Below are 26,664 nucleotides of genomic sequence, written 5' to 3'. Positions count from 1 at the left end.
CCCCGCTATTCCGTCTCTCGCACGAAGCGCAGCAATGCTCGAGTAGATGCGTCCAATTCGTCGGTCGCCTCTGCACCTTCCAGGAAAGGCGCCAGGGAATTCGCCAGTTCCTTGCCCAGTTCCACGCCCCATTGATCGAAGGAATTGATCCCCAGGATCACACCCTCCACGAACACGCGATGTTCGTAAAGCGCGATGATCTGGCCCAGCATCCGCGGGTCCAGCTCGGGATAGATCAGCGTGACCGAGGGGCGATTGCCGGGAAAGACACGGTGACGGGCCTGGCGTTCCAGTTCCTCGCCGACATAGCCGGCACGTGCCGCGATCTCGCGGGCCTCGGCCAGTGGCCGGCCGCGCATCAACGCCTTGGACTGGGCCAGCACATTGGCAAGCAGCAGGCGATGATGATGGGCAAGCTCGGGCTCATGCCCGCGCGCGGCCACCAGGAATTCGCAAGGAACGACCTGCGTGCCCTGGTGGATGAGTTGGTAAAAGGCATGTTGGCCGTTGGTGCCAGGCTCGCCCCAGACAACCGGACCGGTGGGGCGCAGGGGGGGCGTGCCGTCCATGGTTACACCCTTGCCGTTACTTTCCATCTCAAGCTGTTGCAGGTAGGCCGGCAGCCGCGCGAGGCGCTGATCGTAAGGCAGCACCGCCCGAGTAGCACAGCCAAGTACCTGCGCGTGCCAAAGCCCCACCAAGGCGAGAAGAGCAGGCAGGTTACGTTCCAGCGGGGCGGATCGAAAATGCGCATCCATCGCCGCACCGCCCGCAAGGAAGTCGTCGAACCGATCCGGCCCGATGGCAAGCATCAGCGACAGCCCGATCGGCCCCCAGACCGAATAGCGACCGCCCACCCAGTCCTCGAATCCGAACACGCGCTCCGCATCGATGCCAAAGGCGGCGGTCTTGTCCAGCGCCGAGGACAGCGCGACGAACTGCGCGCCGGGCTCGGCGACCCGGCTGGCCATCCAGGCGCGGGCGGTTTGTGCGTTGGTCATCGTCTCGACGGTGGTAAAGGTCTTCGAGGCGACGATTACCAGCGTCGTCTCGGGATTCAGACCTTTCAGCGTATCGGCGATGTGCGCCCCGTCGATATTCGACACGAAATGACAACGCGGCCCGTCATGATAAGGGGCAAGCGCCATCACCGCCATGGCGGGGCCTAGGTCAGAGCCTCCGATTCCGATATTGATCACGTCGGTGAAGCGCCCCCCCTGCCCGATCAGGCACCCGTCGCGCAGATCACGGGCAAAGGCGCGCATCCGCACCAGTGTATTGCGCAGGCCTGGAAGCACGTCCTGCCCATCGACCAGGACCGCTTCGGCGGGGCCGCCGGGATTGCGCAGTGCAGTATGCAGCACCGCGCGCCCCTCGGTTTCGTTGATTTTTTCGCCCGAGAACATAGCCGCGCGGCGCTCGACCAAACCAGCGGCCCGTGCAAGCGCGATCAGCAAATCGCGCGTTTCGGAATCGATGTTGGTCTTGGAATAGTCCAGCATCATACCCTCGGCCTGGACCGAGAATATCTCGGCACGGGCCTTGTCGCGGAACAGTTCGGAAATGGGGCGCCCGGCCATGTCGGCGGCGCGCGCATCCAGGGCTTGCCAGAGGGCAGAAACCGTCATTGCTCTTGCGTCCAGTGCACCGTCGCCCCCCTTAGAGCGAGAGAGACCGGGGCGAGTTGAGGGTTGCCAAGTTCTGCCGCATGTTCCAGCGCGGCGCGCTTTTCGGTGCCCGCGATCAGGATATGGGTCGACAACGCACCGCGCAGTACCGGCGCCGTCAGGGTCATGCGCGGCTCGGGCTGGCCGGGGGGGGTGATCTGCATCACCGGCGGCGCGTCGGGCGCCAGCGCGGCCTCAAGCTCGGGTGCGCCGGGGAAGAGCGAGGCGGTATGCATGTCCTCGCCCATACCGAGAACGAGAATGTTCAGCGGCATCGCGCGGCGCACCCTTTCGACCAGGCCCGCCATGCCGTCGGCGCCGGGACGCAGTCCGACGAACCGCGCCCTGGCCGCCGCCCCTGTCAAGAGCCGCGCGCGCAACATACCCTCGTTCGAGCGGGGGTGATCGGGCGGCACAAGCCGTTCGTCGGTGGGCAACACGCGCACGCGGTCCCAATCCAGCCCGGTCTCGCACAAATCGTCATATAGCGGGCCAGGTGTCGTACCGCCGGGCAAGGCGATGCTGACGCGATCGGCATGGGTAAGGGCCGCGTTAATTTCCCCCGCAAGCACGTTTGCAAGGGAGATCATCATCATCTCGGCATCTGGATACTCGACCAGCCTCACGGTTTGACCTCCCGCCACCGCCGCCCGTCCCTGTGCATCAGCATCAGCGCATCCTCCGGCCCCGAACTGCCCGGATCGTAAAGCTGTGGCCTGTCTTCGCGTGCATCCCATGCCGCAATGATCGGATCGGTCCAGGCCCATGCGGCCTCGACCTCGTCGCCGCGCATGAACAATGTCTGATTGCCCCGGATCACATCCATGATCAAGCGCTCATAAGCATCCGCGATGTCGCGCGCGCCCTCGCCCAGGGCCTCGGCAAAGGACATGTCCAAAGGCACCTCGATCAGCCTCATGCCGCCAGGCCCCGGTTCCTTGATCGTGACCTTTAGCTTGATGCCCTCGTTGGGTTGCAGGCGGATAGCGAGAACGTTGGATTTCTGTCCCTCCTGCGGACCGAATATCGAATGCGGAGGGTCCTTGAAGGTAACCACGATCTCGGACGTCCGCGCGCGCAGCCGCTTGCCGGTGCGCAGGTAAAAGGGCGTGCCCTTCCAGCGCCAAGAAGAGACATGTGCCTTGATCGCGATGAAACTCTCGGTATGGCTGTCGGGATTTCCCACATCCTCAAGATAAGAGGCAAAACCGTTTGCCGCGCCATACTGGCCACGCACGATATCATCCGGCGCGACGGGGTCCAGCGCGCGGATCACCTTGAGTTTCTCGTCGCGCACCGCGTCCGGTTCGAACGCGTAGGGCGGTTCCATCGCGATCAGGCATAGAAGCTGCATCATGTGGTTCTGCACCATGTCACGCACAGCGCCGGATTTGTCGTAATATTCCCCCCGCCCGGCAACGCCCACGGTTTCAGCCACGGTGATCTGGATATGGTCCACGTATTGCGCGTTCCAAAGCGGCTCGAACAGCATGTTGCCAAAGCGCACCGCCATCAGATTCTGCACGGTTTCCTTGCCCAGGTAGTGGTCGATACGATAAACCTGATGCTCGTGAAAATGGGCCGCCAGCGTTGCGTTCAGCGCCCGTGCCGAGGAAAGATCGTGACCGAAGGGCTTTTCCACGACGATCCGGCAAGTCTCGGAATTCATGCCATGGGCGTGCAGATTACGCGCCAGGTCGCCGAACAGATCCGGGCCGACCGAGAAATAATAAGCCTGGATCGCCTTGGGGCGTATCCTTGCGGCCAGATCCCGCCAGCCGTCCTCGCCCCGCACATCGATCGGCACATATCCAAGGCGGTTCAGAAAACGGTCCAGCGCGCCCGCCTCTTGTAGCGACGCAGGCACGCAGTCAGCAAGGTCGCGCCGCAGCTCGTCGCGCCAGCTTGCATCGGTGAAATCGGATCTCGCCGCGCCGATGATCCGGGCACCATCGGGCAACTGACCGGCCAGGTCCCGGCGATAAAGCGCGGGCAGGATCTTGCGCATGGCCAGATCCCCCGTCGCCCCGAAAATAACCAGGTCGAAGAGATCGACCGGAATGACGCGTGAAACCATGGGAAACCCTTCCCCGTGCGGCGCAAGGCGGCCTGTTCGATGTCTAGCACGCTGACAAGACGGCGCAACCGCGGGTCAGGCTTCCAGTTCGGCATCCCAGTAAAGGAAATCGATCCAGCTTTCGTGCAGGTAGTTGGGCGGAAACTTGCGGCCGGTATTGCGTAACTCTTCCGCGCCCGGACGTTTCGGTGTCTTGCGCAGAGCCATTCCGGCCTGACGCAGGCTTTTAGAGCCCTTGTGAAGGTTGCACCGGGCACAGGCTGCCACGACATTTTCCCAGCTTGTCACCCCACCCCGCGCCCGTGGCACGACATGATCGAAGGTCAGATCCCCCCTCGAACCACAATACTGGCAGGAAAATTCGTCCCTCAAGAAAAGATTAAAGCGCGTGAAGGCCACGCGCTTTTGAGGTTTGACGTAATCTTTGAGTACCACGACCGAGGGTATTCGGATTTCATGCGAAGGGCTACGCACAACCTGGTCGTATTCGGCGACGATATCGACCCGGTCCAGAAAGGCAGCCTTGACCGCCTCTTGCCATGGCCACAGCGATAGCGGGTAATAGGAAAGCGGGCGATAATCGGCATTCAGAACAAGAGCGGGGTGATGCTTCAGACTGCCCGGTTCACGCACGAATGTGCTTCTAAAATCGCCGTCCATTTGAGACTCCGCCTCCGCCCCGTCTGCCCGATCCCGGCCCCGAGGCGGGACGCGCCCGCCCCTTGCCTGTGTATGACTATATATGGCGTTAACCGCCTGGCAACCCCCGCAAATACGGTGGGTTCGGATGCTGACTAACCTGCCCTCGTAACGAGCATGTGACGTAATCCACGGCAAGACAGGCGGGCGGGCAACAGCCAAAGCCCGGCGGATCGGCGATCCAAGGCTCAGACTTGACGAGCGATCCCCAACCTTTCCTGCATGAAGGCCAATGCCACGCTCAACCCGTCTGGGGCAATACCGTGGCCGGTGCCATTCATTACATGGGCATAGACATCGAACCCGGCCTCCTCCAGCGCATCGCCCGCCTCGGGCAGCGCAGCAACCGGAACCACGTCATCGGCATCACCATGCACCAACAGAACCGGCGGCTTCTCGACCGCTTCATCGGCCAAGAGTTCGGGCATCAGCAGCCGCCCGGAAAACCCCACCAGCCCCGCATAGGCCGGACTGCGCCGTGGCCCCACATGCAAGGCCATCATCGTCCCCTGGGAAAAGCCGAAAAGGATGGTGTTCCGCGGTCCGATACCTTCATCCTCGGCCACCTCGTCCAGCCAGGCGCCGAGATGGACCACCGCGTCGCGCATCCCCGAGACACTTTCCTCTTGGCTGGAACCATCGATCCACGGGATCGGGAACCATTGATACCCAAAAGGCGCGCCCGCGCAGGGCTGTGGCGCGTCGGGGGCAAGAAAGGCCGTGCCGGGCATGTGCGGGCTCAACGGATCGGCAAGCCCCAGCAGGTCGGCACCGTTGGCACCATAGCCGTGCAGAAAGATCACCAGCGTTTCGGCTTCTCCCCTTGCCGCGCCCACGCGCCCCGCAGTCAAGCTGTTCGTCACCTTATGCCCTCCCTGTCCTTTGCCAGCCGGTAGTAGGCCCAAAGCGCGCGTGCCGCAACGGCCCGCCAAGGCGCCCAGTCCTCGGCCATTGCCCGGAGCGCGCCTTCCCTGGGACGTTCGGGCAAGTCGAACAGCATCCGCGCGCCCTCTTGCAAGGCCAGATCGCCGGGGGCAAAGACATCGGCACGGCCGAGCGAGAACATGGCATAGATCTCGGCAGTCCAGCGGCCGATGCCAGGCACCGCGACCAGCCGCGAGATGACCGCACCAGTCGGGCACGCGCGAAGCGCGGAAAAATCGATACCGGCGGTGGACAGCGCACGGGCGTAGCGGATTTTCTGGCGCGACAGACCGCAGGCGCGCAGGGCCTCGTCCCCGGCCACCGCGATCACCTGTGGATCTGTCAGGCCGGCGACTTGCATCCTTGCCCAGATGGCGTCTGCCGCCGCCACAGAAACCTGTTGACTGACGATGGCCGACAACAGCGCGGCAAACCCGTCGGGCCGACGACGCAGGGGCAAGGGACCGGTCAGCGTCAAGAGGTGCGCAAAGCGAGGTTCGATCCGGGCAAGGTAGTCCGCCCCCTCGGCCACGCAGTCCTCGGTTTCGATGATCCGTTCCATCATGTGACACAGGCTAGGCCAATCGCCCCGCCACCACCACAGGACAATGCCCCCGCGCCGTCCCCGGCGCACCAGGACCAACGCGACCGGGCCTTACGCCTTTCGCAAAGCCAAGACAGCGTTCAGCCCGCCAAAGGCAAAGGCATTGGACAGGACCGTATCGACCTTGGCCTCGCGCGCGTGGTTGGGCACCACGTCGAGGGTGCATTCCGGGTCGGGTTCGTCATATCCGATGGTCGGCGCGACCACGCCGTCTTTCAAGGCCATGATACAGGCCAAGAGTTCGACCGCACCGGTTCCACCGATCAGATGGCCATGCATCGACTTGGTCGACGAGATCATCAACTTGTCTGCATGGGGGCCGAACACATCGGCAACCGCGGCGCATTCGGTCTTGTCGTTGGCGGCGGTCCCGGTGCCATGGGCGTTGATGTAATCCACGTCCTCGGGCGTCAGCCGCGCGTCGCGCAGCGCGCCGGAAATCGCCCGTGCCGCCCCCTGGCGCGAGGGCATCACGATGTCGGAGGCGTCTGCCGTCATGGCAAACCCTACAACCTCGGCGAGAATTTCGGCCCCACGGGCGCGGGCATGTTCGTAGTCCTCGAAGACGAAGATCGCCGCGCCTTCGCCCTGAACCATGCCGTTGCGATTGGCCGAGAACGGACGGCAGCCGTCCTTGGACATCACCCGCAGCCCTTCCCACGCCTTGATGCCGCCAAAGCACAGCATCGATTCCGACCCGCCGGTGACCATCACCCGGGTCATGCCCGAACGGATCATGTGGAATGCCTGCCCCATCGCATGGTTCGACGAAGAACAGGCGGTCGCGACGGTAAAACTGGGCCCCTTGAGGTTGAACGTCATCGAGACGTGACTGGCCGCCGCGTTGTTCATCAGCTTGGGCACAACGAAGGGATGAACCCGGTTCTTGCCGTCCTCGTAGACCGAGCGGTAATTCTCGTCCAGCGTGTTCATCCCGCCGCCGGAGGTGCCCAGTGCAACCCCCGATTCGAGCGACAGCTCGCCGCAAAAATCCAGCCCGGACTGCGCCAGCGCCTCGCGCGCGGCCAAAAGCGTGAACTGGGTGAACCGATCGTAAAGCGCGATCTGCTGGCGGTTGAAATGGCTCTCTGGCTCATAACCACGAACCTGGCCGCCGATCTTGATCGATAACCGGTCGACATCGCGGATATCGAGAGGACCAATTCCGCAACGACCCTCGCGAAATGCCGCCAGAGTTTCGGGCACCGATTGGCCAAGCGCGTTGATCGTGCCCTGCCCTGTGATGACGACGCGCTTCATCCCCTCTGATCGGCCACCAATTGCTCGACAGCCGTCACGATCGCCGCGACCGACGAAATGTCGAAATCGCTTTCGCTGGGATCGTTCGCATTGAAGGGGACCTGGATATCGAACGCCTCTTCGATGGCAAAAATCGATTCGACGAGGCCGAGGCTGTCGATCCCCAATTCCTCAAGCGTCGACTCCATCTTGACGTCCGACACCTCCAGCACCGCCTGTTCGGCGATGATCGCAATCACCTTGTCCCTGACGCTGTCCGACATGAATGTGCCCTTTTGCGTGAAATCAGGCTTCGTTTAGTCGGTATCGTGGGTCTTTGAAACCGCTTTTTGCAGCGCGGCAACCTGCGCGAAGAGACGCGGCAGACGACGCAAACCCCGATAGGCCTCTATATGAGACTCCATCTTCATCGCAGGATACCCCAAAAGCACCCGGCCCGCCGGTGCATTGGTAAATATCTTGGTCGCGCCCCCGGCCACGACATCGTCGCCCACGAAGATGTTGTCGTTCACGCCGACCTGCCCGGCAAACACCACGCGGTCGCCGATTTTCGACGATCCGGCGATACCCACTTGACCGCAGAGCAGGCAATCGCGGCCGATCTGTACATTGTGGCCGACATGAACAAGATTATCCAGCTTGGTGCCCGAACCGATCGAGGTGTCGCGGATCGTGCCGCGGTCGACGCAGGTATTGGCACCAAGTTCCACATCATCGCCGATGGTGACCGCGCCCAGGGAATGAATGCGCGTCCAGCCTTGCGCGGCCGCATCGCCCCGGGCCCCCAGGGTTTCGCGCACGTTCTCGACAGCCGATTTCTCGGGGGTCACGAAAGAAAACCCATCCGCCCCAACCACGGCGCCGGGCTGGGCGACAAATCGGTCACCGATACGCACTCGCGCGCCGATCCGAACCCCGTGAAGGATCAGTGCGTCATCGCCGACCCGGGCATCTTCGGCGATGACCGCATGCGAGGCAATGCGCACCCTGTCCCCGATCACAGCCCGCGCGCCCACCACCACGAAAGGACCGATGGCCGCCTCGGCGCCGATCCGCGCGCCGGGCTCGATAATGGCGCTCGGGTGGATGCCCGGCGCAATCTCGGGGCCCGGATCCATCAGCCGGGTCAACCCCGACATCGCATAACGCGGACGCGGCACGAAAACCGCAGCCTCCAAGCCCAGCCCGCGCCAATCGGCGCCGTCCCACAGGATCGCGGCGCGCGCGGCACCGCGGCCAAGGCCATCGGCGTATTTCGGGTCCATCGCCAGCGCGATATCACACGGGCCGGCATGCGCCGGCTCTGCGGCGCGGACGATCTGGATCGTTCCGTCCCCCTCAAGCCGCGCGCCCAGTGCGGTTGCGATATCCTGAACGGTGAATGCCATGCCGCCCCCCTGCCCTTGAGGCGCGCGTTTCGCGCCCCGGTCTATGAGGAGGATTTAACCCCGAACCGGCGCCAGCACCACCCCAGCTTCCGACAGCGCCTCGAAGATCGCCTTGTCCCGGCCATAGACATCACGGCGATACTGCATCCGGCCCTTGGGGTCGCCAAGCGCGGTGCGATAGATGATATGCACCGGCAAGGGATGCTCCAGATCGACCCTGATCTCGCGACCAGTATCCAGTTTTTCGTGGAAAAACCCCTTGGGATCATCGGTCTGCATTGCAAGCAGCGCATAGGCAAAGTCGAACGGGTCGTCCAGGCGCACGCAACCATGCGAAAAGGTCCGCACTTCACGCGCGAAGAGCGACTGGGAGGGCGTGTCGTGAAGGTAGATATTGTAGGGATTGGGGAACATGAACTTGACCTGTCCCAGCGCATTGCCCTGCGAAGGCGGCTGTTTCAGGTCAAAGGGAAAATTGCGCGGGCTGTATTTCGAGAAATCGATCGCGCTGCGGCTGACCACGCGGCCGCGGCCATCCACCAGTTGCAGATGGCGCGCCGCGCCGGGATTGGCGATCATCTGCGGCAGGTATTCGTTGACCGCGATCGACCGGGGCACATGCCAACTGGGATTGATGACCATGTGATCCATCTCATCCGAAAATTCCGGCGTGCGCTGGTCATGCCGGTTCTGGCCGACGACCGAACGGGTTTCAAACACAACCTCGCCATCCTCGACGATGCGCGCATGGAAATCCGTGATGTTGACAAGGACATGCTTGGTGCCACGGGCATCTCCCAGCCACCGTTCACGCTCCATCGCGACCAGCACCTGTTGCAGGCGCTTTTCGGGACCGAGATTGATCTCCGCAACGGTGCCCGTGCCTGCAACCCCGTCAGGTTCAAGCCCGTGATCAAGCTGGAACCTCTGCACCGCCTTTTGCATCGCGCCATCATAGGTGCGGGTGGCCGTGCGCGGCAGGTAATCCATCGCGATCAGCCGATTGCGCAGCGCAACGACCTGCGGTCCGCTATCGCCCGGACGCAGGGCAGAGATGGGAACCGGATCACCCCACCCCCCGTTGGCGATACGCCGTTCAAGACGCAGCTTTTCACGCAGCAGCCGGGCATATTCCGGGCTCTCGGGCGGCAAAGCCTTCAAGAACGCCTCGGGCGAGTCAGCCTTGGCAAACTCTTTCATCATCGCGGCTGGATCGATGCGGTCAGCCTTGCGCTTGATGTCGGGAACGACCTTGTTCGGATCGAGAACGCCGTTGCTGATATCCTGCGCATAGGCCAGGAACAGGCGCATCGCCGCCACCTCGGCCCGCCCCATGTCACGCTGGGTGAGGGCATCCCGGAACGTCGCGATCAGCGCATCGGAATCATAGCGTGACACCGGCAGGCCATGCACCCCGGCACCAGCCACCGCGTGCAGCAAGGCACTGCGATGGGCGGCGGCCTCGGGCGAGGTCCAGAACGGGGCATAGTCGCGATCGCGGTAGAAGGCGGCGATCGCGGAGTCTTGTGATGCCTCGGCCGCGACCGATTGCTTGAACGCCGTCAACTCCATCGCAGCCTGAACCGGCAACGCCGCCGTCCCAAGCCACAGCGCAATTGCCGCGGCCCCGATGCCACGTTTCACGATCGCGATACCCATCAAAACCCTTCCCCGATATATCAAAATCTTTCTTTCCCCAGCGTATTCAAGGATCGGGCAAACGCCTTGCCCTGTCCATTCCATTTCGCAAGACGCCCCAATTGCGGGCAGCGCACATGTTGCATCCGCCCCTCACCCGAGGAAAAATCGATCCGCCGAATGAGGAATGAGCAGAATTTTGCCGGTTTCGCCTCGCTGCACGGCGGCGCGTCGAATCACTGCTTGGCCCATAGGCATCGATATGCGATAAGCCTTTCGCGCCTTGGGGATGAGCGCGACAAACCGCCAGAACATCGCGGTTTGGCACAAATAATGCTGCGAAAACGCAGTCCAGGACATAAAACGAGGGCGGGCACCCAGCTCATGACCAAACGACAGACCGGCTTTTCACGCCGCGGCATTCTTGCAGCGTTCGCGGCGACCACCGTAACAGCCGCACCCTCCTATGCAAAGGCGTTCGGCCTTTTGCGCGGGGCAGGCGATGTGCGACGCCTCCGAATGTATTCGGGCCGCACCGGCGAAAATATCGACACGATCTACTGGATCGAGGGCGATTACATCAAGGAAGCCGTCGACGAGATTAACCATTTCATGCGCGACTGGCGCAACGATCTGGTCGTGTCGATGGACCTGCGCAATCTCGACATCCTGGCGGCCGCACACGGCCTGATGGACGTGGACGAACCTTACATGCTGTTATCGGGCTATCGCTCGCCCCAGACCAATGCAATGCTACGCGCGCGCTCTTCCGGCGTTGCAAAGAACTCGCTGCATATGAAGGGCCAGGCCGCCGATGTGCGTCTGCAAAGCCGCTCGGTCAACCAGGTGGCCAAGGCTGCCTCGGCCTGTCATGCAGGCGGCGTGGGGCGCTATTCGCGATCCAACTTCGTACACATGGATTGCGGTCCGGTCCGCAACTGGGGCAGCTAGGCACCCTTCCACCCTTGTGCGTGGGCCACACCAAACAGATCGACCCAGAACGAAAAAGGCGCCCCAAAGGGCGCCTTTCGCATTCGAGGTGAAGGCCCTGTCATTTCACCAGGCGCCAGGTCTCGTGCCTTTCGAGATAGGCCTCCTGCTCGGGGGTCAGGGCCACGGTTTCGGTGCCCCGGATCATCGGGCGCACGCCCTCGCGGAACGAATGGCCGATGGTCAGCAGATAGATGTGAAGGATCACGAATCCTGCAACGAACCAAGCCACCGCCAGGTGAACATTGGCGACAACCTCCAGCCATAACGAGGCATTGGGCAGGGGTTCCCAGAAATTATACGTCAGATAGACGATGCCCGAGCCCCAGACCAACGGGAAGACCACGGTCTTTAGTGCCGAATAGGCCAGTGCCTGCAACGGGTTGAGCCGACGGGTAAGACTTTTCTGGTAGGGGTGATGTTCCCCCTTGAACACGCCATAGGCATAAAAGCGTGCCACCTTGAAAAGTCCCACCACACGCGGCAGGAACACCTTGTAGGTGCCGGTCGTGAACAGCCAGAAGGTGGCGAACACCCACAAAAGCAGAAGCGCCAGCGCCACCAGCGTATGCAGCCGCACCGCCAGCTCGAAGCTGATCAGGCTGTGAAAGCCGTTCATCCCCAAACCCGTAAACATCAGGATCATGATCGAGCCCGCTTGCGACCAGTGCCAGAGCCGTTCGAACTTGGGATAGATCAACACCTCGCGTTCGTTGCAGTCAGGACAGGTCTCGACGACGTTGTCGAGATTGGGGGCATGGGGTGCATCAGTCATGGGTGGTCCCTTTCTTGCCGCCGCGCATGATGACCCGCAGCGTGGTATGCAGCAGCACGCCGCCTGCCATCGCGACGAAAACGAGCATGCCCAGGATGCCGCCGATGCTGAACGGTTGCGAACCGGGCATGTAGAACCCAGCCAGGCCCGCCAACCGGCCATTGCTGGTGTGGCATTCATCGCAGGCCACGGCATCCTCGGACGGCGCGACCATGTGGGTGATCGGCCAGTACATGTGTGTATCGACAAAACCATATTGGCCGGAATACTCGGCCCCGGCGGCCTTCATCCCCGCCTCGATCGCCTTGCCCCAGTCGAAATTCGTCCAGAAGGCAGTTTCGGTGGTCGGCCCCCAGACATTCGAATAGACGAGATGGTTGAGAACGGAGTCATAGGCCTGTCGCCCTTCCATCCGCTTGAACGGCCAGATACGCGAACGCCCGTCCTCGGCGCTTCCGGCGATCCTGTTCACCTCGACGACCTGGCTGGGGTCGATCACCTCGTCGGCAGTGGTGTAATCGACCTGACCATTGAACCAGCTGTAATAGGGAACGACGTTTTCACCGTATTCGAAATCGCCCTTGGTCGCGAGATAGGTATGCAGCTCCTTGCCGTCACCCTGGGTATACTCGCTCAGGTGCAGCGGCTGACCCTGTTCGTCCATCTTGCCGGCCGTGGACCAATCCCAGCGGGTCTTGGTCGCCACACCGCCGCGGGCGAAACTCGGGATGTGGCAAGTCTGGCAGGCGACGCGATCGACATGGTCGTTAAGCTTGATGCCCGTCACCGTCAGCATATCATGGGGTGTATCGCCATGACAGCTCTCGCAGGTCGCGACATCCTTGCGCATCATGCCGGGCTGGCCGGCGCCCTCTGGATCGGTCGCATGAACGTCATAGCGCGAACCCGCGAAAACATGCTTGTCGGAATGGTGGCAGGTTTCACAGGTAAAGTTCAGGCCATCCTCGGCCATGTGAACATCGACATCGCGAGCCGGGTGATAGAGCGCCGAGCTAAGATCGCCGTGTTTCACGTTGTCCCCGCCGCCACCGTAGAAATGACAGCTGCCACAATTCTGACGCGTCGGCTCGCCAACGCTTTGGGCGGCTTCCTTCAGGTCCACGACCCAGGCATCGGCCCCGGTGATGGTCTTGCCCTTGGCCGCCATCGGCGGGTGTCCCGCCCCGGTGGCCAGCTTGGTGTACTGGCCCGAGGTGTCGTGGCAGACAAGGCAATCCACCGCCGCGTCCTGCGCGGGGGGCGGCTGGTCCATGTCGTCCCAGCCATAGCCCACATGACATGAGGTGCAGCGCGGTTCGTTAGATGCCACGTTGCCGCAGAACGAATTCAGGACATGGCGCTTGCCCAGCGTTTGCCCGGTGGTTGGATTATCGAATTCCCATTTCCAGTGGATCGAATGCTTGACCTGCGTCGCGGCCTCGGTGTGACAAGACAGGCAGGCCGCGGTGACCTCGGGGCCCGAGGCAAAGTCCTTTTGCAATTCCTTGAACTTGGAATGATCGGCCGTGCTTTCGGAAATCTGCGGCGTCTCTTGCGCCCAAAGAGCGGCCGGACCGGCCATCCCCAAGACAACCGCCAGAACTATCCGCCCCAGCCCCAACTTGCGCATGCGAATTCCTCCCGACGCGTGGCACGACTCTTGTATTCAAAGGTATACCTACGACATAACTTATTCAAAGGGAAGATACCTTTAGAACGATTGTAAGGCAGGACAGGCCCCGCATGCCTTGATCTTGCGCAAGTTTCCCACGAACCTGTGACCGGAAAGGCTGAATTCCGCCAGGTGACACAAAACTTTCAAATGACATCCACTTGGCGCATCCGCTAACGCATCAGCCATTCCGGTTCGTGCGATGCTCCGGACAAACCATTCCGAAAGGAGATGTTGATGAAGATTGCGGTTCTCGGGGGCGACGGTTTCTGCGGCTGGCCCACCTCGCTCCACCTGTCCAACCTCGGTCACGAGGTTCATATCATCGACAACCTCAGCCGCCGCTGGATCGACACCGAACTGGGCGTGCAATCGCTGACACCGATGGATTCGATCCAGGAACGCTGCCGGATCTGGAAAGAGGTCTCGGGCGAGAAGATCCACTTCCACCTGATCGACCTGGCCAAGGAATATTACCGCCTGCGCGACTGGCTGCGCGACGAGAAACCCGACGCCATCATCCATTTCGCCGAGCAACGCGCCGCGCCCTACTCGATGATTTCCGAGCGGCACAAGATCTACACCGTCGACAACAACATCAACGCCACCCACAACCTGCTGGTGGCCCTGGTGGAAACCGGCATCGACGCGCATCTGGTGCACCTGGGCACGACCGGGGTCTACGGCTATTCGACGGTCGGCGCCCCGATCCCAGAGGGCTATCTCGATGTCACCATCGACACGCCCACCGGCCCCAAGGGTCAGGAAATCCTGTATCCGACCAAGCCCGGATCGGTCTATCACATGACCAAGTCGCTGGATCAGATCATGTTCCAGTTCTATGCTCAGAACGACAACCTGCGCATCACCGACCTGCACCAGGGCATCGTCTGGGGTACCAACACCGATCAGACCAAGCGGCATGAACAGCTGATCAACCGGTTCGACTATGACGGCGATTACGGCACGGTGCTGAACCGCTTCCTGGCCCAGGCCGCCATCGGCTATCCGCTGACGGTGCATGGCACCGGCGGGCAGACGCGGGCCTTCATCCATATCCAGGACACGGTGCGCTGCATCGAACTGGCGCTGCGCGATGCCCCCGAGGCGGGCGAACGGGTCAAGATCTTCAACCAGATGACCGAGACGCACCGTGTGCGCGACCTGGCGGAACTGGTGGCAAAAATGACCGGGGCCGAGATCGCCTATCTGCCGAACCCGCGCAAGGAGGCCGCCGAGAACGAGCTGGAGGTCAAGAACGAACACTTCCTCGACCTCGGCCTGAACCCGATCACCCTGCAAGAGGGTTTGTTGGAAGAGGTGATCGAGATCGCAAGGAAATACGCCCACCGCATCGACCGCTCGCGCGTGCCGGCGCATTCGGCCTGGACCAGGGAAATCGCCCACCGGGTGAACCATGATCCCGAGGGCAAGCGCCTGAAATCTGTGTCATGACCGACGGGCTGAGGCCCGCCAAACCGGCGGGCAGCGCCCGGTCCTACGTCACATTGGTCACCAACGCGGATTTCGCGTTGGGGGCCAAGGCGCTGATCCGGTCGCTGAAGCTGACGGGGACGACGGCCGATCTGTGCGTGCTGCATACGGGCGGCGTGGACCCGGCCGCACTGACCCCGCTCGCCCGACTGGGCGCGCGGCTTGTGGAAACCGGTCTTTTGCCGACGTCGGATGCCTTCAACGCGGCGCATGCGCGCGACCGCATCCATGGGCTTGCCCCGTTCACCAAGGGGGAAAAGCCGGCCTTTCACACACCGCTCGATAATTTCTGCAAGCTCAGGCTCTGGCAGCTCGACTATGACCGCGTGGTGTTTCTGGATGCCGACACGCTGGTTTTGCAGAATATAGACCGGCTGTTCGACTACCCCGAATTCTCGGCCGCGCCGAATGTCTATGAAAGCCTCGCCGATTTCCACCGCCTGAATTCCGGTGTCTTCACCGCACGGCCCTCTGCCGCGACGTTCGAGGCGATGCTGGCGCGGCTGGATGCCCCGGGCGCCTTCTGGCGGCGCACCGACCAGACCTTCCTGCAGGATTATTTCCCGAACTGGCACGGGCTGCCGGTCTTCGACAACATGCTGCAATATGTCTGGTTCAACCTGCCCGAGCTGTGGAACTGGCCCGACATCCGCGTGCTGCATTTCCAGTACGAAAAGCCCTGGCAGGACCACGCCAAGGCGGACCGGCTGCGCCCGCTGATCGAACTGTGGCGCGCCTATGAATCCGGCGAGGGGATCCCGGACCCCGCCAACCTGCCCAACCCGGCATGAGCCTGGCCGTCACCGGCGCCACCGGCCTGGTCGGCCGCTTCTTCGTCGAAGAGGCGCTGGCGCGCAATGAGCCCGTCACCGTGCTGACCCGTCGCACACCGCCGCCCGGCTTCTTTTCGGCCCCCGTCGCGCATCGGCCGTACAGCCTTGGCGACCGGCCCGACCTGACGGGCCATGACACGCTGATCCACTGCGCCTTTGCCCATGTGCCGGGGCGCTATCGTGGCGGCGAAGGCGACGATCCGAAGGGATTCGTGCGCGCCAATCTCGACGGGTCGATTGCGCTGTTCGAGGCTGCGCGGGCCTCTGGCCTGCGACGGGTTCTGTTCCTGTCGAGCCGCGCGGTCTATGGCGCCTACCCGCCCGGCACCGTGCTGACCGAGGAGATGGCACCGCGCCCGGACACGCTGTACGGCCAGGTCAAGCACCAGGCCGAGCAGGCGCTGTTCGCCATGGCCGCCCCAGGTTTCGTTCCCGTGTCCCTGCGTGCCACCGGGGTCTACGGACCGGCCGCACCCGGGCAGCGGCACAAATGGGCGGACCTGTTCGAAGAGTTCCGCGCGGGCCGCGCCATCGCCCCGCGACGGGGGACGGAAGTGCATGGCGCGGACCTGGCCGAGGCCGGGCGGCTGTTGCGTGCGGCGGACCCGGCCCGGGTCGCCGGGCGGGCCTTCAACCTGTCGGACATCCTGCTGGACCGGCACGACCTGCTGGCGCTCTTGGCCAAGGCCGAGGGGCTGACCGCCCCCCTGCCCGCCCGCAGCGACAGCCCGGTCAGCGCGATGGACTGCACCCGGATGCAGGCGCTGGGCTGGACGCCCGGCGGCATGACCCGGTTGCGGGCCATCCTGCCCCGGCTCTTGTAACGGCGATCAGCCCGCCAGCGCCTTGCCCAGTCGCGGCAGACGCGCGCGTTTCAGCAAGGCGCGCATGGGCATCGGCTCTCCCGACATCTTCTCGGCCTGCGCATGCACCCTTTTCACGACCTGCTCCACAACGTCCGGGCGCGCCAGCCAGAACGCCATCAATACCGCATCCGGCGCATCCCGCCTCAGCCCCTCTTCGTCCAGGACATGGCGGGGGAAATCCCGGGCATTGAAGGTCACGATCACATCGGCGCTGCCCGCGATCGCGGCGGCCAGCACATGGCGGTCATTGACATCGGGGAGCCACAGCCGCGCCTCCAGCCCCTCTTTCGGCGCAACCTCAGCCCCCGGCCAGGCGGCGCGGACCAGCGCGACCTCGGCCCGTGCCTGCGCCTCGCCCGTCGGGCCGATCTTGCGCGCCGCGCGCGCCCATTCCTCCAGGATGCGCGCGGACCAAAGCGGCGTGAACAACCCCTCGCGCGCCACGCCCAGAAGGATTTCCCGCAGCACCGTGGGATACAGCACGCAGGCGTCCAGCAGCGCCCTCATGGCGCCAAGCGGAAGAACAGCGCCTTGAGATAGCCCGACTCGGCCAGTTGCGGCAGCACCGGGTGATCGGGTCCGGCAAAACCGGTGTACAGGATCTGCCCCCGCCGCCCGGCCTTGCCGATACCCCGGGCGCTGGCCGCGCGGAACCGGCTCAGGTCGGCCGCATGGGAACATGAACAAAGCCCCAGATACCCCCCTGGCGCGACCAGCCCGGCGGCGAGCCGTGCAACTCGTTCATAAGCCCGAAGGCCCGCCTCAAGCGCTGCACGGTTCGGCGCAAAGGCTGGCGGATCACAAACCACCAGGTCGAAACTTGCACCCTCGTCAGCCAATGCCGCCATAACGTCAAAGGCATCGCCCTGCCGCGTAGCAAAGCGATCCGACATGCCCATCGCCTGCGCCCCGCCCTGCGCAAGCGCCAGCGCCGGGGCAGACCCGTCTACCGATAGCGCATACTCTGCCCCGCCGGCCAGCGCCGCCAGCGCAAAGCCCCCCACATGCGAGAACACGTCTAGTACCCGCGCACCCTTGGCCAGGCGCGCGGCAAAGGCATGGTTCGGCCGCTGATCGTAGAACAGACCCGTCTTTTGCCCGCCCAGCAGATCGGCCATGTAGGTGGCCCCGTTCATGGATACCGGCACCGGACGGTCGAGAACCCCTTGCAAAAGCACGGTTTCCTCGGCCAGCCCTTCCAGCCCCCGCGCCCGCCCGGTGCCGTTCTTTACCAGCACCTCGGCCCCGGTCACCGCGACCACCGCCTCGGCCAATGCCTCAACATGCGCCTCGGCCCAGGCGGCATTGGGCTGGATCACCACCGCATCGCCGAACCGATCGATCACCACCCCTGGCAAACCATCGGCCTCGGCATGCACCAGCCGGTAAAAGGGCGTATCGTAGAGCCGCGTGCGCAACGCCTGTGCCCGTTCCAGCCGCGCGGCAAACCAGGCTGCATCGATCACCGCGTCGGGATCGCGGTCCAGCATCCGGGCGATGATGCGCGAGGCCGGATTGAGCGCCACAAGCCCCAGCACACGCCTTTCGGCATCCTCCAGCCGGGCCAGCGTGCCTGGCGCAAGTGCGCGAGTCCGTCGGTCGGTGACAAGCTCATCGGAATAGACCCAAGGAAAGCCGTGGCGCAGCGCGCGCGACTCAGCCTTGGGCCTCAGGCGGATAACGGGGTAAGGGGCATCATTCATACCCCTCCTTTACGGCCTTGCCGCAGGTTCGAAAAGGGGCCTCACCCCCCCTTGGAACCGCGCCACGCCTCCCCCGCGGGGACAAAGCGCGCCAGTTGCTCGGCTATCACGCCTGCAAGATGGCGGGTGATGCGCACCTTCTGGGTCTCGCCTTGCCGCATCGCCTTGATCGCGCGGGTGCCGCCAAATGCCTTCAACTCGGTTTGGACCAGCACCGGTTCGGCAAGGGGCAGGCCGGTGCGGGAATCGCGCAATGCAACAAAGAAATGAAGGTCATGAACCCCCCCTATCGTATAACGCGCCTTTTCAGTCAGCGCATGAAAGCGGGTGACCTGGATATCGAGGACCGCCTCCTGCCCGGGGCGGGCACCCGCTATCGCCCGCTTCGCCGCCTCTTCGAAAATGGCCTGCACCTGCGCATGGCGATCACCAAAGGCATCCCCGCGCCAGACGATATCGGCAACGGGCCGATAGCTGTTGGCCTCGGATACCGTCAACTCAAGGGGTACCCTCACGTTGATCGCGCGCACATCCAACCCGGCGTCCGGGGCATGGGACAGATCACCGGATTGCGGCGCAGCCAGCGACAGGTGCGGCGACAGGCCGAGGGGCGCGTCGCGGCTCGCCGTTTCAACCGACGCGCAGGCGCTCAGCGCCAAGGCCGCGGCCAGGACAAGGGAAAGGGACAGACGCATCGTTTTCATCGCTCGATCCTCCTTGGCGGGTGGTCCCGCTCTCTGCTCGTACAAGGCATCGTTCTGAAATCGGGCAATTCTTTGGAAAACATGTCGCCTTTCCACGGCATTCGCCGCGTCCTGCCCGCAGGCGGCCCCGAATGCCGTGCCGGGGGTTTCTCTGTTAGCGCTAACCACTTATACTGGCGTGTGTATCCCCTTCCCGGAGACCCCGCCATGGCGCTGAACCCCGTCTTGCAGGATGTCACCGCCGCCATCGCTGCGCGCTCGCGCGAAAGCCGCGCGGCCTATCTGGAACGAATCGCGCAAGCCGCCGAGGCAGGACCCGCCCGCGCGCATCTCTCTTGCGGCAACCAGGCCCATGCCTATGCCGCCATGGGCGCGGCACGCGACAGGCTCGCCACGGGGCGGGCACCGAACCTCGGCATCGTCACCGCCTATAACGATATGCTCTCGGCCCATCAGCCCTTCGAACGCTTCCCCGCCCTGATCCGCCAGGCCGCGGCCGAGGCCGGCGCCACCGCCCAGGTCGCCGGCGGCGTGCCGGCCATGTGCGACGGCGTCACCCAAGGCCAGCCGGGAATGGAATTGTCGCTGTTTTCCCGTGACGTGATCGCGCTGGCCGCGGGCGTGGCGCTGTCCCACAACACCTTCGACGCGGCGGTGTTCCTCGGCGTCTGCGACAAGATCGTGCCGGGCATGGTGATCGCCGCGGCCAGCTTCGGCCACCTGCCGGCGGTGTTCCTGCCCGCCGGTCCCATGACCAGCGGGTTGCCGAACGACGAAAAGGCCAAGGTGCGCCAGCAATTCGCCGCCGGCGAGATCGGGCGGGACGCGCTGATGGCGGCCGAGATGGCCTCCTACCACGGGCCCGGCACCTGCACCTTCTACGGCACCGCCAATTCCAACCAGATGCTGATGGAACTGATGGGCCTGCACCTGCCCGGCGCAAGCTTCGTCAATCCCGGCACCCCGTTGCGTGATGCCCTGACCGTGGCGGGCGCGAAACGGGCATTGGATATCACCGCACTTGGGGCCGAGTACACGCCCGCCGCCCATGTCCTCGACGAACGTGCATTCGTGAACGGCATCGTCGGACTTATGGCGACGGGGGGCTCGACCAACCTGGTGCTGCATCTTCCCGCGATGGCACGCGCCGCGGGCATAGTGCTCGATATCGAGGATTTTGCCCGGCTCTCCGCAATCACGCCGCTGATGGCACGGGTCTATCCCAACGGCCTGGCGGATGTGAACCATTTCCATGCGGCCGGTGGGCTTGCCTACCTGATCGGCGAATTGCTGGCGGCCGGTCTGCTGCATCCGGATACCACCACGGTGGCAGGCCGGGGGCTGGCCGCATATACGCGCGAACCCAGGATCATAGAGGGCAAGCTGACATGGCTAGAGGGCCCGGACAGCAGCCATAACGACCACATCCTGCGTCCGGCCCATGCCCCCTTCCAGCCCAGTGGCGGCCTGCGCGCGCTTTCCGGAAACCTGGGTAGAGGCATCGTCAAGACATCTGCCCTGCCTTCGGACCGGCTCGTGATCGAGGCACCGATCCGCATCTTCCACGACCAGCAATGCGTCAAGTCGGCCTTCCAGGCCGGCGAATTCACCGCCGACACGATCATCGTGCTGCGCTTCCAGGGGCCAAGGGCCAATGGCATGCCCGAATTGCACGCCCTGACCCCCACGCTCAGCGTGCTGCAGGATCGTGGGCTCAAAGTCGCGCTCGTCACCGACGGCCGCATGTCGGGGGCGAGCGGCAAGGTGCCCGCCGCAATTCATGTCTGCCCCGAGGCGGCAGAGGGCGGTCCGCTGGCCCGGCTGCGTGACGGCGACGTGATCCGGCTGGATGCCAGCGCGGGCAGGCTCGACGTGAAAAACCCGGCAGCACTTGATCGCGCGCCGGTCACACCCGACCTTTCGGGCAATGAAACCGGGCCGGGACGAGATCTTTTCGCGGCCTTCCGCGCCCATGCCGCAGCCGCGACGCTGGGCGGAGGGATCATCGCATGATCTTCTTCTTGGCGAAAATACCCATTCCACATCTCCGCGAAAGACCCTGCCCATGACTGGTGACACCGCAAACCAGGAACTCGAGAACCTGCTCGGCCTTGCCCCGGTCATCCCGGTGCTCGTGGTGGACCAGGCCGAAATTGCCCGTCCGCTGGCCGAGGCATTGGTCAGCGGCGGGCTTCCGGTGCTTGAGGTGACCTTGCGCACGCCCGCCGCGTTCGAGGCGATCGCCGCAATGGCCGGGGTGCCCGGCGCGGTGGTCGGCGCAGGCACGCTGCTCAATCCTCACGACATTGCCGCGGCCCAGGCGGCCGGCGCCCGCTTCGGTGTCTCGCCCGGCGCAACGCCCAGCCTGCTAAAGGCGACACGTGAGGCGGAGTTTCCCCTCCTGCCGGGGATGGCGACGGCAAGCGAGGCGATGACCCTGATGGAAATGGGCCACCGAGTGCTGAAATTCTTTCCCGCCACAGCGGCAGGCGGCGTCGACATGCTCAAGGCACTGGCCGGTCCCCTGCCCGGCCTGCGGTTCTGCCCGACCGGCGGGATCGGGCATGACACCGCCCGCGATTACCTTGCGCAGCCGAACGTGCTATGCGTGGGCGGCTCATGGCTAGCCCCGCGTGATCGCATCGCCGCGCGAGATTGGGACGCCATTCGCACCCTTGCCGAAGAGGCCGCCCGGCTTGCGCGCTAGCGCGCAAGCATGCGCGGGGAAATCGCCGCTCAGTTCCGCCGGGCGCTCGCGCCGCCCCGACGGCGGGGCGTGGGCGCCTCCTCCAATCCCTCGCGCAGCACGGCAGTCATCGGATGGTCGGGGGCTTGCATCGAATATTCGGCCAACAAACGTTTCAACGCGCGGCGCGTGTTCACCTCGACCGGCAGTCCCAGCGCCCAATCGAGGAAAATCGAACGGCACTCCTCAGCTCTGATCGCCTCGATGCGGTAGGATTCCGCGATCAGTCGCCGCGGATCGGCCTGTTCAAGTCGCATTGCTCAGCCCCCGTTCGATCACGGCGTCGATCACCCCGGCCGCCGCGTCCCGCGCCGCCGCCAGCCGCACCTCGAGCCCCGCGGCATCCGCCGCACCGGTCCCGCGCAACAAGAAGGCACGGCCGCTTTCGCCCAGGGTTGCGGGATCCAGCGCGCTGTCGGAAATCAGTCTCGCCGCCCCTTGCACCTTGCGCAAGAGCCCATAGCTTTCGGTCAGTATCGCCGCCTCGCTGGACAACAGGAGCCCGGCCTCCACGCCAGCGGCCAATTGATTGCTCACGCCGGTCGCAGGGTTGGCCGAGATCAGGGCCGCAGCGCTTGCGATCAATTCGATATCCTGCCCACGCCCCGGCCCCTGCTTGCCATCCCAGGCCGACTTTGCGGGTTTGGCCTCGGCCAGGCGGCGGCGCATGTCCACGACCCCGGCAAGGGTGCGCGTGGCATCTGCCTTGTCGGCCAGCAAGCCCTGGCGAAAGAGTTCCACCTCCTTGGCCAGGTCGGCCTCGCCCGCCACTGCACGCGCGCGAGTCAATGCCAGGTGTTCCCAGGTCCAGGCCTCGTCACGCTGGTAGTTGCGAAAACTTTGCAAAGATGTCGCCACCGGCCCCTGGTTGCCAGAGGGCCGCAGTCGCATATCGACCTCGTAAAGCTTGCCCTCCGCCATCGGAGCGGTCAGCGCGGTAACCAATGCCTGGGTAAGCTTGGCGTAATAGACCCGCGAGGCCAGCGGCCGCCGCCCCAGCGAGGTTTCGACCCCGTCAGCATCGTAGATCACGATGAGATCCAGGTCGGATTTCGCGGTCAGCGCGCCCGCCCCAAGCGACCCCATGCCCAGAACAACCGCCCCCTTTCCGGGCGGAGTGCCATGCTTGGCCGTGAATTGCGCGACCACATGGGGCCAAAGCACCGACAGCACCGCCTCGGCCAGATCGGCATATTCGCGCCCGGCCTCGGTGGCGTCGATCAACCCGCGCAGAAAATGCACGCCGATGCGAAAATGCCATTCCTTGGCCCAGGACCGCGCGGCATCAAGCTGGCCCTCGTAATCCTTGGCCGCCATCAGCCGCGCGGCAAGAAGTGACGTCAACCTCGCCCGCCCCGGCCAGTCCTGGAAAAAATCGCCGCCGATCACGGCGTCCAGAACGCCCGCGTTGCGCGACAGGTATTGCGCAAGCTCCGGCGAAACGCTGGTGATATCGATGATCAGGTCGATCAGCTGCGGGTTCGCCTCGAACAGCGAGAAAAGCTGCACCCCGGCGGGCAGCCCCTTGAGAAATCCGTCAAAGGCGGCGAATGCCTCGATCGGGCGGGCCGCCTTGGACAGGCGCGCCAGAAGATCGGGCTCCAGCCGTTTGAAGATTTCACGCGCCCGGGCCGAGCGCAGGCAGGGATAATCCGGCCAATGCTCGACGAAATCCTCTGCACCCTCGGGCAGATCGAAAGTCGGCTCCGGCGTTCGTCCACCGGGTGCGAAAAATTCCTCGGTCAGACCGGCCACCCGTTCCAGCCGATGAGTAATATCGGAGCGCCAGGCTTCTACATCGCCCCAGCCACAGAAATTGGCGATCCGTGCAATGCCTTCGGCATTTCCCGGCAATTTGTGGGTCTGGGCGTCGTTGACCATCTGCAACCGGTGCTCGACCTCGCGATGGGCACGGTAATCCGCGATCAGCGTATCTGCCACGTCCTGCGGCACCCATCCCTTGTCGGCCAGCCGGGCCAACCCCTCGACCGTGCCGCGCACGCGCAGGTCGGGATCGCGCCCGCCCGCGATGATCTGGCGGGTCTGGGTAAAGAATTCGATCTCGCGGATGCCGCCCTGGCCCAGCTTCATGTCGTGGCCTTCCAGCGCCAGCGCGCCGTGCAGCCCCTTGTGGCTGCGGATCTTCAGCCGCATGTCATGGGCATCCTGAATCGCCGCGAAATCGAGATGCTTGCGCCAGACGAAAGGGCGCAGCCGGTCAAGATAGGCCCAGCCCGCCGCAATGTCGCCCGCGCAGGGCCGCGCCTTGATATGGGCGGCGCGTTCCCAAGTGCGCCCAAGGCTCTCGTAATAGCGTTCGGCCGCCTCCATCGACAGGCATACCGGGGTCACGCTGGCATCGGGGCGCAGACGCAGGTCGGTACGAAATACGTAGCCTTCGCCTGTCATCTCGGACAAGAGTTGCGTCATCCGGCGCGTAATCTTGATGAATCCGCTGCGTAGCTCGTGGAGATCGGCGGCGTCGAACCGATCCTGGTCGAACAGCATGATCAGGTCGATATCGGAGGAATAGTTCAGTTCGTGCGCGCCCTGCTTGCCCATGGCCAGCGCGACCATGCCGCCAGCGGTCTCGGCATCGGCCTCGGCAAGGCCCGGCAGCTTGCCTCGCGCGATCTCGGCGGCGACCAGTCGCCTCAATACCACGTCCACGCAGAGATCGGCGAAATCGGTCAGCGCGCCCGTGACCTGCTCCAGCGGCCAGATACCACCAAGATCGGCCAAGGCGATCAACAGCGCCGCGCGCCGTTTGGATTGCCTCAGCCCCGATTTCAGCGCATCGAGCGGCATGGCCCGCACATCGTCGAGGATCGTTGCAAAGGCCGCATCGGGATCTGAGGCCAGCGTCTGGTCAAGCCAATCGCCCTCTCGCGTCATCACGCCCCACAAGTAAGGGCTGCACCCGGCGGTTCCCCGCAAGAGCGCACGCAGTTCGGGGGGCTGGGCGGCAAACCTGTCATCCGCCTCGGCAGCGCGGGCGAGGTCGACGGGAACGGGGCTGCGGGTCAGGCGGGCGGCAAATGTCATGCCGCCTTGATGCAGCGGGCGGGCCGGGCGGTCAACGGGGTTGCGCAACACGCCCGGTCCGTTCACCGCGCGAAGACGCCCGGCGAGGAACGGAAAAGCCCCACGCGCCCCTTTTCCCGGAACGCGCACGCCCTTACATGGCCCGTATGAAAGACATGTCATGGGGCTTGCCCGACCCAGTACTGCATCGCGAATTCTACGACGACGTGCCGCTCAAGAGGCTCGGCGCCTGGCTTGTCGACAGCGTCGTGATCTTGTTGCTGTCGCTGCTGGCGCTGCCCTTCACCGCCTTTGCCGCGATCCTGATCTATCCCGCCTTCCTGGTGGCCATCAGCCTGGCCTATCGAACGGTGACGCTGTCGCGGGGGTCGGCCACATGGGGGATGCGGTTGATGGCGATAGAAATCCGTAACGGTCGCGGCGAACGCTTGGACCGGCGCACCGCCCTGCTACACACGCTTATGTACACCGCGTCGTTCCTGCTGGTGCTGCCGCAGATCGGGTCGATCCTGTTGATGCTGACCGCTCCGCGCGCCCAAGGTCTTGGGGACGTGTTGCTGGGCACTGCGGCGATCAACAGGCCAGCACAGGGCTGAGCGAACGCTCTTGGCAGCGCCGCGAAAGCGGTGTTAGCGTTTACATTCACGAGAAGAATTCACCGGCAATGACATGCGTCACACTCGACCGCTCGCGCCTCAATTCTACGTCACGGCCCCCCAGCCGTGCCCCTACCTTCCTCGTCGGATGGAAAGAAAGCTGTTCACCGCGCTTCAGGGCGAAAGTGCCGAGGCTCTGAACAATGCGCTGTCCAAGCAGGGCTTTCGCCGGTCGCAGAACGTGTTGTACCGGCCTGCCTGCGCGGAATGCACTGCCTGCCTTTCCGCCCGCATCCGGGTTACCGATTTCACGGCCACGCGAAGCCAGCGCAAGGCGCGTAACCGCAATGCCGACCTCGTGCGGCACAGCGCATCCCCCTGGGCCACAGAAGAGCAATACGAGCTGTTTCGCCGATATCTCGATTCCCGCCATGCCGATGGCGGAATGGCAGATATGGACATCTTCGAATTCGCCGCGATGATCGAGGAAACGCCCGTGCGCTCGCGCGTTATCGAATACAGCGCTCCGCCGGTGAATGGCGGCCGAAACAGGCCGTTGGTGGCGGTGTGCCTGACAGATATCCTCGATGACGGGCTGTCCATGGTCTATTCCTTTTACGACCCTGACCGCGCGCGGCTATCTGTTGGCACCCACGTGATCCTCGACCACATCGACCTGGCACGAGAGGCGGGGCTCCCTTACGTCTACCTGGGCTACTGGGTGCCCGGCAGTCCCAAGATGGGCTACAAGGCCAAGTTCTCGGCGCTTGAAATATACAAGAATGGCACATGGCAGGATATCGGCGACCCTGCTGCCCATGATGGTGTGGCCCACCCCCTGTCCGTCGCCCCGATCGCGGAACAGGTGGCCCGCATCACCCTGCCCGACACCATGGCCAGCCGGTAACGAGCCGTCTTGGCCTGCCCCAACGCAGCGATGTGATGGGGCGATATTTCGCATGAAAATCGCCCCATCGGTCAAC

Annotated in this window: 25 protein-coding genes; 8 read left to right on the top strand and 17 right to left on the bottom strand. The window is 64.1% G+C overall.

What is annotated here, in order from left to right; translation table 11 throughout:
• Positions 1-5 precede the first annotated feature (5 nt).
• From pgi to EV663_RS02990, 10 genes are all read right to left on the bottom strand, one after another.
• Positions 6-1,628, bottom strand: a complete 1,623-nt coding sequence (pgi, locus tag EV663_RS03035) for a glucose-6-phosphate isomerase (RefSeq protein ID WP_132950273.1) — start codon at positions 1,626-1,628, stop codon at positions 6-8.
• On the bottom strand, positions 1,625-2,293 hold the full coding sequence (pgl, locus tag EV663_RS03030; RefSeq protein WP_132950272.1) for a 6-phosphogluconolactonase: 669 nt from the start codon (positions 2,291-2,293) through the stop codon (positions 1,625-1,627). The genes pgi and pgl overlap by 4 nt, the downstream gene beginning before the upstream one ends.
• Positions 2,290-3,744 (bottom strand): glucose-6-phosphate dehydrogenase, encoded by a 1,455-nt coding sequence (zwf, locus tag EV663_RS03025; RefSeq protein ID WP_132950271.1) that lies wholly within the window; start codon positions 3,742-3,744, stop codon positions 2,290-2,292. The genes pgl and zwf overlap by 4 nt, the downstream gene beginning before the upstream one ends.
• A 75-nt stretch (positions 3,745-3,819) precedes the next feature.
• Entirely contained in the window at positions 3,820-4,404 is a 585-nt protein-coding gene (locus EV663_RS03020) for an HNH endonuclease (protein WP_132950270.1), read from the bottom strand.
• A 227-nt stretch (positions 4,405-4,631) separates the two neighbouring features.
• Positions 4,632-5,306 carry an alpha/beta hydrolase gene (locus tag EV663_RS03015; protein ID WP_132950269.1) on the bottom strand — a complete coding sequence of 225 codons (675 nt, stop codon included), beginning with the start codon at positions 5,304-5,306 and terminating at the stop codon, positions 4,632-4,634.
• Positions 5,303-5,932, bottom strand: coding sequence for a DNA-3-methyladenine glycosylase family protein (locus tag EV663_RS03010; protein WP_132950419.1), 630 nt, complete (start codon positions 5,930-5,932; stop codon positions 5,303-5,305). Before EV663_RS03010 ends, EV663_RS03015 begins: the two co-directional genes overlap by 4 nt.
• Positions 5,933-6,022: 90 nt before the next feature.
• Positions 6,023-7,231, bottom strand: coding sequence for a beta-ketoacyl-[acyl-carrier-protein] synthase family protein (locus EV663_RS03005; protein ID WP_132950268.1), 1,209 nt, complete (start codon positions 7,229-7,231; stop codon positions 6,023-6,025).
• Positions 7,228-7,494, bottom strand: coding sequence for an acyl carrier protein (locus EV663_RS03000; RefSeq protein WP_132950267.1), 267 nt, complete (start codon positions 7,492-7,494; stop codon positions 7,228-7,230). Before EV663_RS03000 ends, EV663_RS03005 begins: the two co-directional genes overlap by 4 nt.
• Positions 7,495-7,527: 33 nt before the next feature.
• The gene (gene lpxD / locus EV663_RS02995) at positions 7,528-8,619 is read right to left on the bottom strand and encodes a UDP-3-O-(3-hydroxymyristoyl)glucosamine N-acyltransferase (RefSeq protein ID WP_132950266.1); all 1,092 of its coding nucleotides are present in this window, start codon (positions 8,617-8,619) and stop codon (positions 7,528-7,530) included.
• A gap of 54 nt (positions 8,620-8,673) precedes the next feature.
• The gene (locus EV663_RS02990; protein WP_132950265.1) at positions 8,674-10,278 is read right to left on the bottom strand and encodes a L,D-transpeptidase family protein; all 1,605 of its coding nucleotides are present in this window, start codon (positions 10,276-10,278) and stop codon (positions 8,674-8,676) included.
• 363 nt (positions 10,279-10,641) lie between these two features.
• Between EV663_RS02990 and mepK the strand changes: the two genes are divergently transcribed.
• Entirely contained in the window at positions 10,642-11,208 is a 567-nt protein-coding gene (gene mepK, locus EV663_RS02985) for a peptidoglycan L,D-endopeptidase MepK (protein WP_132950264.1), read from the top strand.
• 100 nt (positions 11,209-11,308) lie between these two features.
• Here the strand turns inward: mepK and EV663_RS02980 are convergent, their stop codons facing one another.
• A complete protein-coding gene (locus tag EV663_RS02980; protein ID WP_132950263.1) occupies positions 11,309-12,022 on the bottom strand; it encodes a cytochrome b/b6 domain-containing protein in 714 nt (237 codons plus the stop codon).
• Positions 12,015-13,652, bottom strand: coding sequence for a tetrathionate reductase family octaheme c-type cytochrome (locus EV663_RS02975; RefSeq protein WP_132950262.1), 1,638 nt, complete (start codon positions 13,650-13,652; stop codon positions 12,015-12,017). Before EV663_RS02975 ends, EV663_RS02980 begins: the two co-directional genes overlap by 8 nt.
• Positions 13,653-13,931: 279 nt before the next feature.
• Here EV663_RS02975 and EV663_RS02970 point away from each other — a divergent pair, with 279 nt between their 5' ends.
• From EV663_RS02970 to EV663_RS02960, 3 genes are read left to right on the top strand one after another with little or no spacing between them, the layout of a single operon-like run.
• A complete protein-coding gene (locus EV663_RS02970; protein WP_132950261.1) occupies positions 13,932-15,149 on the top strand; it encodes an NAD-dependent epimerase/dehydratase family protein in 1,218 nt (405 codons plus the stop codon).
• Entirely contained in the window at positions 15,146-15,979 is an 834-nt protein-coding gene (locus tag EV663_RS02965; protein ID WP_132950260.1) for a glycosyltransferase, read from the top strand. The genes EV663_RS02970 and EV663_RS02965 overlap by 4 nt, the downstream gene beginning before the upstream one ends.
• Positions 15,976-16,845, top strand: a complete 870-nt coding sequence (locus EV663_RS02960; protein ID WP_132950259.1) for an NAD-dependent epimerase/dehydratase family protein — start codon at positions 15,976-15,978, stop codon at positions 16,843-16,845. The genes EV663_RS02965 and EV663_RS02960 overlap by 4 nt, the downstream gene beginning before the upstream one ends.
• A gap of 6 nt (positions 16,846-16,851) precedes the next feature.
• On the opposite strand, the gene EV663_RS02955 is transcribed toward EV663_RS02960, so the two are convergent.
• Genes EV663_RS02955 through EV663_RS02945 form a run of 3 tightly spaced genes read right to left on the bottom strand, consistent with a single transcriptional unit; the run spans position 16,852 to position 19,294 of the window.
• The gene (locus EV663_RS02955) at positions 16,852-17,394 is read right to left on the bottom strand and encodes an RSP_2648 family PIN domain-containing protein (protein WP_132950258.1); all 543 of its coding nucleotides are present in this window, start codon (positions 17,392-17,394) and stop codon (positions 16,852-16,854) included.
• Entirely contained in the window at positions 17,391-18,590 is a 1,200-nt protein-coding gene (locus EV663_RS02950; RefSeq protein WP_132950257.1) for an RSP_2647 family RNA methyltransferase, read from the bottom strand. The genes EV663_RS02955 and EV663_RS02950 overlap by 4 nt, the downstream gene beginning before the upstream one ends.
• 41 nt (positions 18,591-18,631) lie before the next feature.
• On the bottom strand, positions 18,632-19,294 hold the full coding sequence (locus EV663_RS02945) for a DUF6778 family protein (protein ID WP_132950256.1): 663 nt from the start codon (positions 19,292-19,294) through the stop codon (positions 18,632-18,634).
• 207 nt (positions 19,295-19,501) lie between these two features.
• Here EV663_RS02945 and edd point away from each other — a divergent pair, with 207 nt between their 5' ends.
• Together edd and eda are read left to right on the top strand one after the other, a co-directional pair.
• Positions 19,502-21,307 (top strand): phosphogluconate dehydratase, encoded by a 1,806-nt coding sequence (gene edd / locus EV663_RS02940; protein ID WP_132950255.1) that lies wholly within the window; start codon positions 19,502-19,504, stop codon positions 21,305-21,307.
• Between the two features lie 52 nt (positions 21,308-21,359).
• The gene (gene eda, locus EV663_RS02935) at positions 21,360-22,001 is read left to right on the top strand and encodes a bifunctional 4-hydroxy-2-oxoglutarate aldolase/2-dehydro-3-deoxy-phosphogluconate aldolase (protein ID WP_132950254.1); all 642 of its coding nucleotides are present in this window, start codon (positions 21,360-21,362) and stop codon (positions 21,999-22,001) included.
• 29 nt (positions 22,002-22,030) lie between these two features.
• Here the strand turns inward: eda and EV663_RS02930 are convergent, their stop codons facing one another.
• Together EV663_RS02930 and EV663_RS02925 are read right to left on the bottom strand one after the other, a co-directional pair.
• Positions 22,031-22,297 carry a hypothetical protein gene (locus tag EV663_RS02930; RefSeq protein ID WP_132950253.1) on the bottom strand — a complete coding sequence of 89 codons (267 nt, stop codon included), beginning with the start codon at positions 22,295-22,297 and terminating at the stop codon, positions 22,031-22,033.
• On the bottom strand, positions 22,287-25,085 hold the full coding sequence (locus tag EV663_RS02925; RefSeq protein WP_132950418.1) for a [protein-PII] uridylyltransferase family protein: 2,799 nt from the start codon (positions 25,083-25,085) through the stop codon (positions 22,287-22,289). Before EV663_RS02925 ends, EV663_RS02930 begins: the two co-directional genes overlap by 11 nt.
• A gap of 137 nt (positions 25,086-25,222) precedes the next feature.
• On the opposite strand from EV663_RS02925, the gene EV663_RS02920 reads away from it, so the two are divergent.
• On the top strand, positions 25,223-25,681 hold the full coding sequence (locus tag EV663_RS02920) for an RDD family protein (RefSeq protein WP_425057106.1): 459 nt from the start codon (positions 25,223-25,225) through the stop codon (positions 25,679-25,681).
• Between the two features lie 73 nt (positions 25,682-25,754).
• Entirely contained in the window at positions 25,755-26,588 is an 834-nt protein-coding gene (locus EV663_RS02915) for an arginyltransferase (protein WP_132950252.1), read from the top strand.
• The last annotated feature ends 76 nt before the right edge of the window (positions 26,589-26,664 follow it).

The organism is Rhodovulum bhavnagarense (assembly GCF_004343505.1).
In the GTDB taxonomy this organism is placed as follows: domain Bacteria; phylum Pseudomonadota; class Alphaproteobacteria; order Rhodobacterales; family Rhodobacteraceae; genus Rhodovulum; species Rhodovulum bhavnagarense.
The sequence above is the reverse complement of the archived record's forward strand: the minus strand, read 5'-3'. Positions and strand labels throughout refer to the sequence as shown.

What these genes read in the sequence shown, in the direction of transcription:
- pgi (WP_132950273.1), bottom strand. Translation starts at nt 1,628, where the DNA reads ATGACGGTTTCTGCCCTCTGGCAAGCCCTGGATGCGCGCGCCGCCGAC.
- zwf (WP_132950271.1), bottom strand. Translation starts at nt 3,744, where the DNA reads ATGGTTTCACGCGTCATTCCGGTCGATCTCTTCGACCTGGTTATTTTC.
- EV663_RS03020 (WP_132950270.1), bottom strand. Translation starts at nt 4,404, where the DNA reads ATGGACGGCGATTTTAGAAGCACATTCGTGCGTGAACCGGGCAGTCTG.
- EV663_RS03010 (WP_132950419.1), bottom strand. Translation starts at nt 5,932, where the DNA reads ATGATGGAACGGATCATCGAAACCGAGGACTGCGTGGCCGAGGGGGCG.
- EV663_RS03005 (WP_132950268.1), bottom strand. Translation starts at nt 7,231, where the DNA reads ATGAAGCGCGTCGTCATCACAGGGCAGGGCACGATCAACGCGCTTGGC.
- EV663_RS03000 (WP_132950267.1), bottom strand. Translation starts at nt 7,494, where the DNA reads ATGTCGGACAGCGTCAGGGACAAGGTGATTGCGATCATCGCCGAACAG.
- lpxD (WP_132950266.1), bottom strand. Translation starts at nt 8,619, where the DNA reads ATGGCATTCACCGTTCAGGATATCGCAACCGCACTGGGCGCGCGGCTT.
- EV663_RS02990 (WP_132950265.1), bottom strand. Translation starts at nt 10,278, where the DNA reads ATGGGTATCGCGATCGTGAAACGTGGCATCGGGGCCGCGGCAATTGCG.
- mepK (WP_132950264.1), top strand. Translation starts at nt 10,642, where the DNA reads ATGACCAAACGACAGACCGGCTTTTCACGCCGCGGCATTCTTGCAGCG.
- EV663_RS02980 (WP_132950263.1), bottom strand. Translation starts at nt 12,022, where the DNA reads ATGACTGATGCACCCCATGCCCCCAATCTCGACAACGTCGTCGAGACC.
- EV663_RS02975 (WP_132950262.1), bottom strand. Translation starts at nt 13,652, where the DNA reads ATGCGCAAGTTGGGGCTGGGGCGGATAGTTCTGGCGGTTGTCTTGGGG.
- EV663_RS02970 (WP_132950261.1), top strand. Translation starts at nt 13,932, where the DNA reads ATGAAGATTGCGGTTCTCGGGGGCGACGGTTTCTGCGGCTGGCCCACC.
- EV663_RS02965 (WP_132950260.1), top strand. Translation starts at nt 15,146, where the DNA reads ATGACCGACGGGCTGAGGCCCGCCAAACCGGCGGGCAGCGCCCGGTCC.
- EV663_RS02960 (WP_132950259.1), top strand. Translation starts at nt 15,976, where the DNA reads ATGAGCCTGGCCGTCACCGGCGCCACCGGCCTGGTCGGCCGCTTCTTC.
- EV663_RS02955 (WP_132950258.1), bottom strand. Translation starts at nt 17,394, where the DNA reads ATGAGGGCGCTGCTGGACGCCTGCGTGCTGTATCCCACGGTGCTGCGG.
- EV663_RS02950 (WP_132950257.1), bottom strand. Translation starts at nt 18,590, where the DNA reads ATGAATGATGCCCCTTACCCCGTTATCCGCCTGAGGCCCAAGGCTGAG.
- EV663_RS02945 (WP_132950256.1), bottom strand. Translation starts at nt 19,294, where the DNA reads ATGAAAACGATGCGTCTGTCCCTTTCCCTTGTCCTGGCCGCGGCCTTG.
- edd (WP_132950255.1), top strand. Translation starts at nt 19,502, where the DNA reads ATGGCGCTGAACCCCGTCTTGCAGGATGTCACCGCCGCCATCGCTGCG.
- eda (WP_132950254.1), top strand. Translation starts at nt 21,360, where the DNA reads ATGACTGGTGACACCGCAAACCAGGAACTCGAGAACCTGCTCGGCCTT.
- EV663_RS02930 (WP_132950253.1), bottom strand. Translation starts at nt 22,297, where the DNA reads ATGCGACTTGAACAGGCCGATCCGCGGCGACTGATCGCGGAATCCTAC.
- EV663_RS02925 (WP_132950418.1), bottom strand. Translation starts at nt 25,085, where the DNA reads ATGACATTTGCCGCCCGCCTGACCCGCAGCCCCGTTCCCGTCGACCTC.
- EV663_RS02920 (WP_425057106.1), top strand. Translation starts at nt 25,223, where the DNA reads ATGGCCCGTATGAAAGACATGTCATGGGGCTTGCCCGACCCAGTACTG.
- EV663_RS02915 (WP_132950252.1), top strand. Translation starts at nt 25,755, where the DNA reads ATGCGTCACACTCGACCGCTCGCGCCTCAATTCTACGTCACGGCCCCC.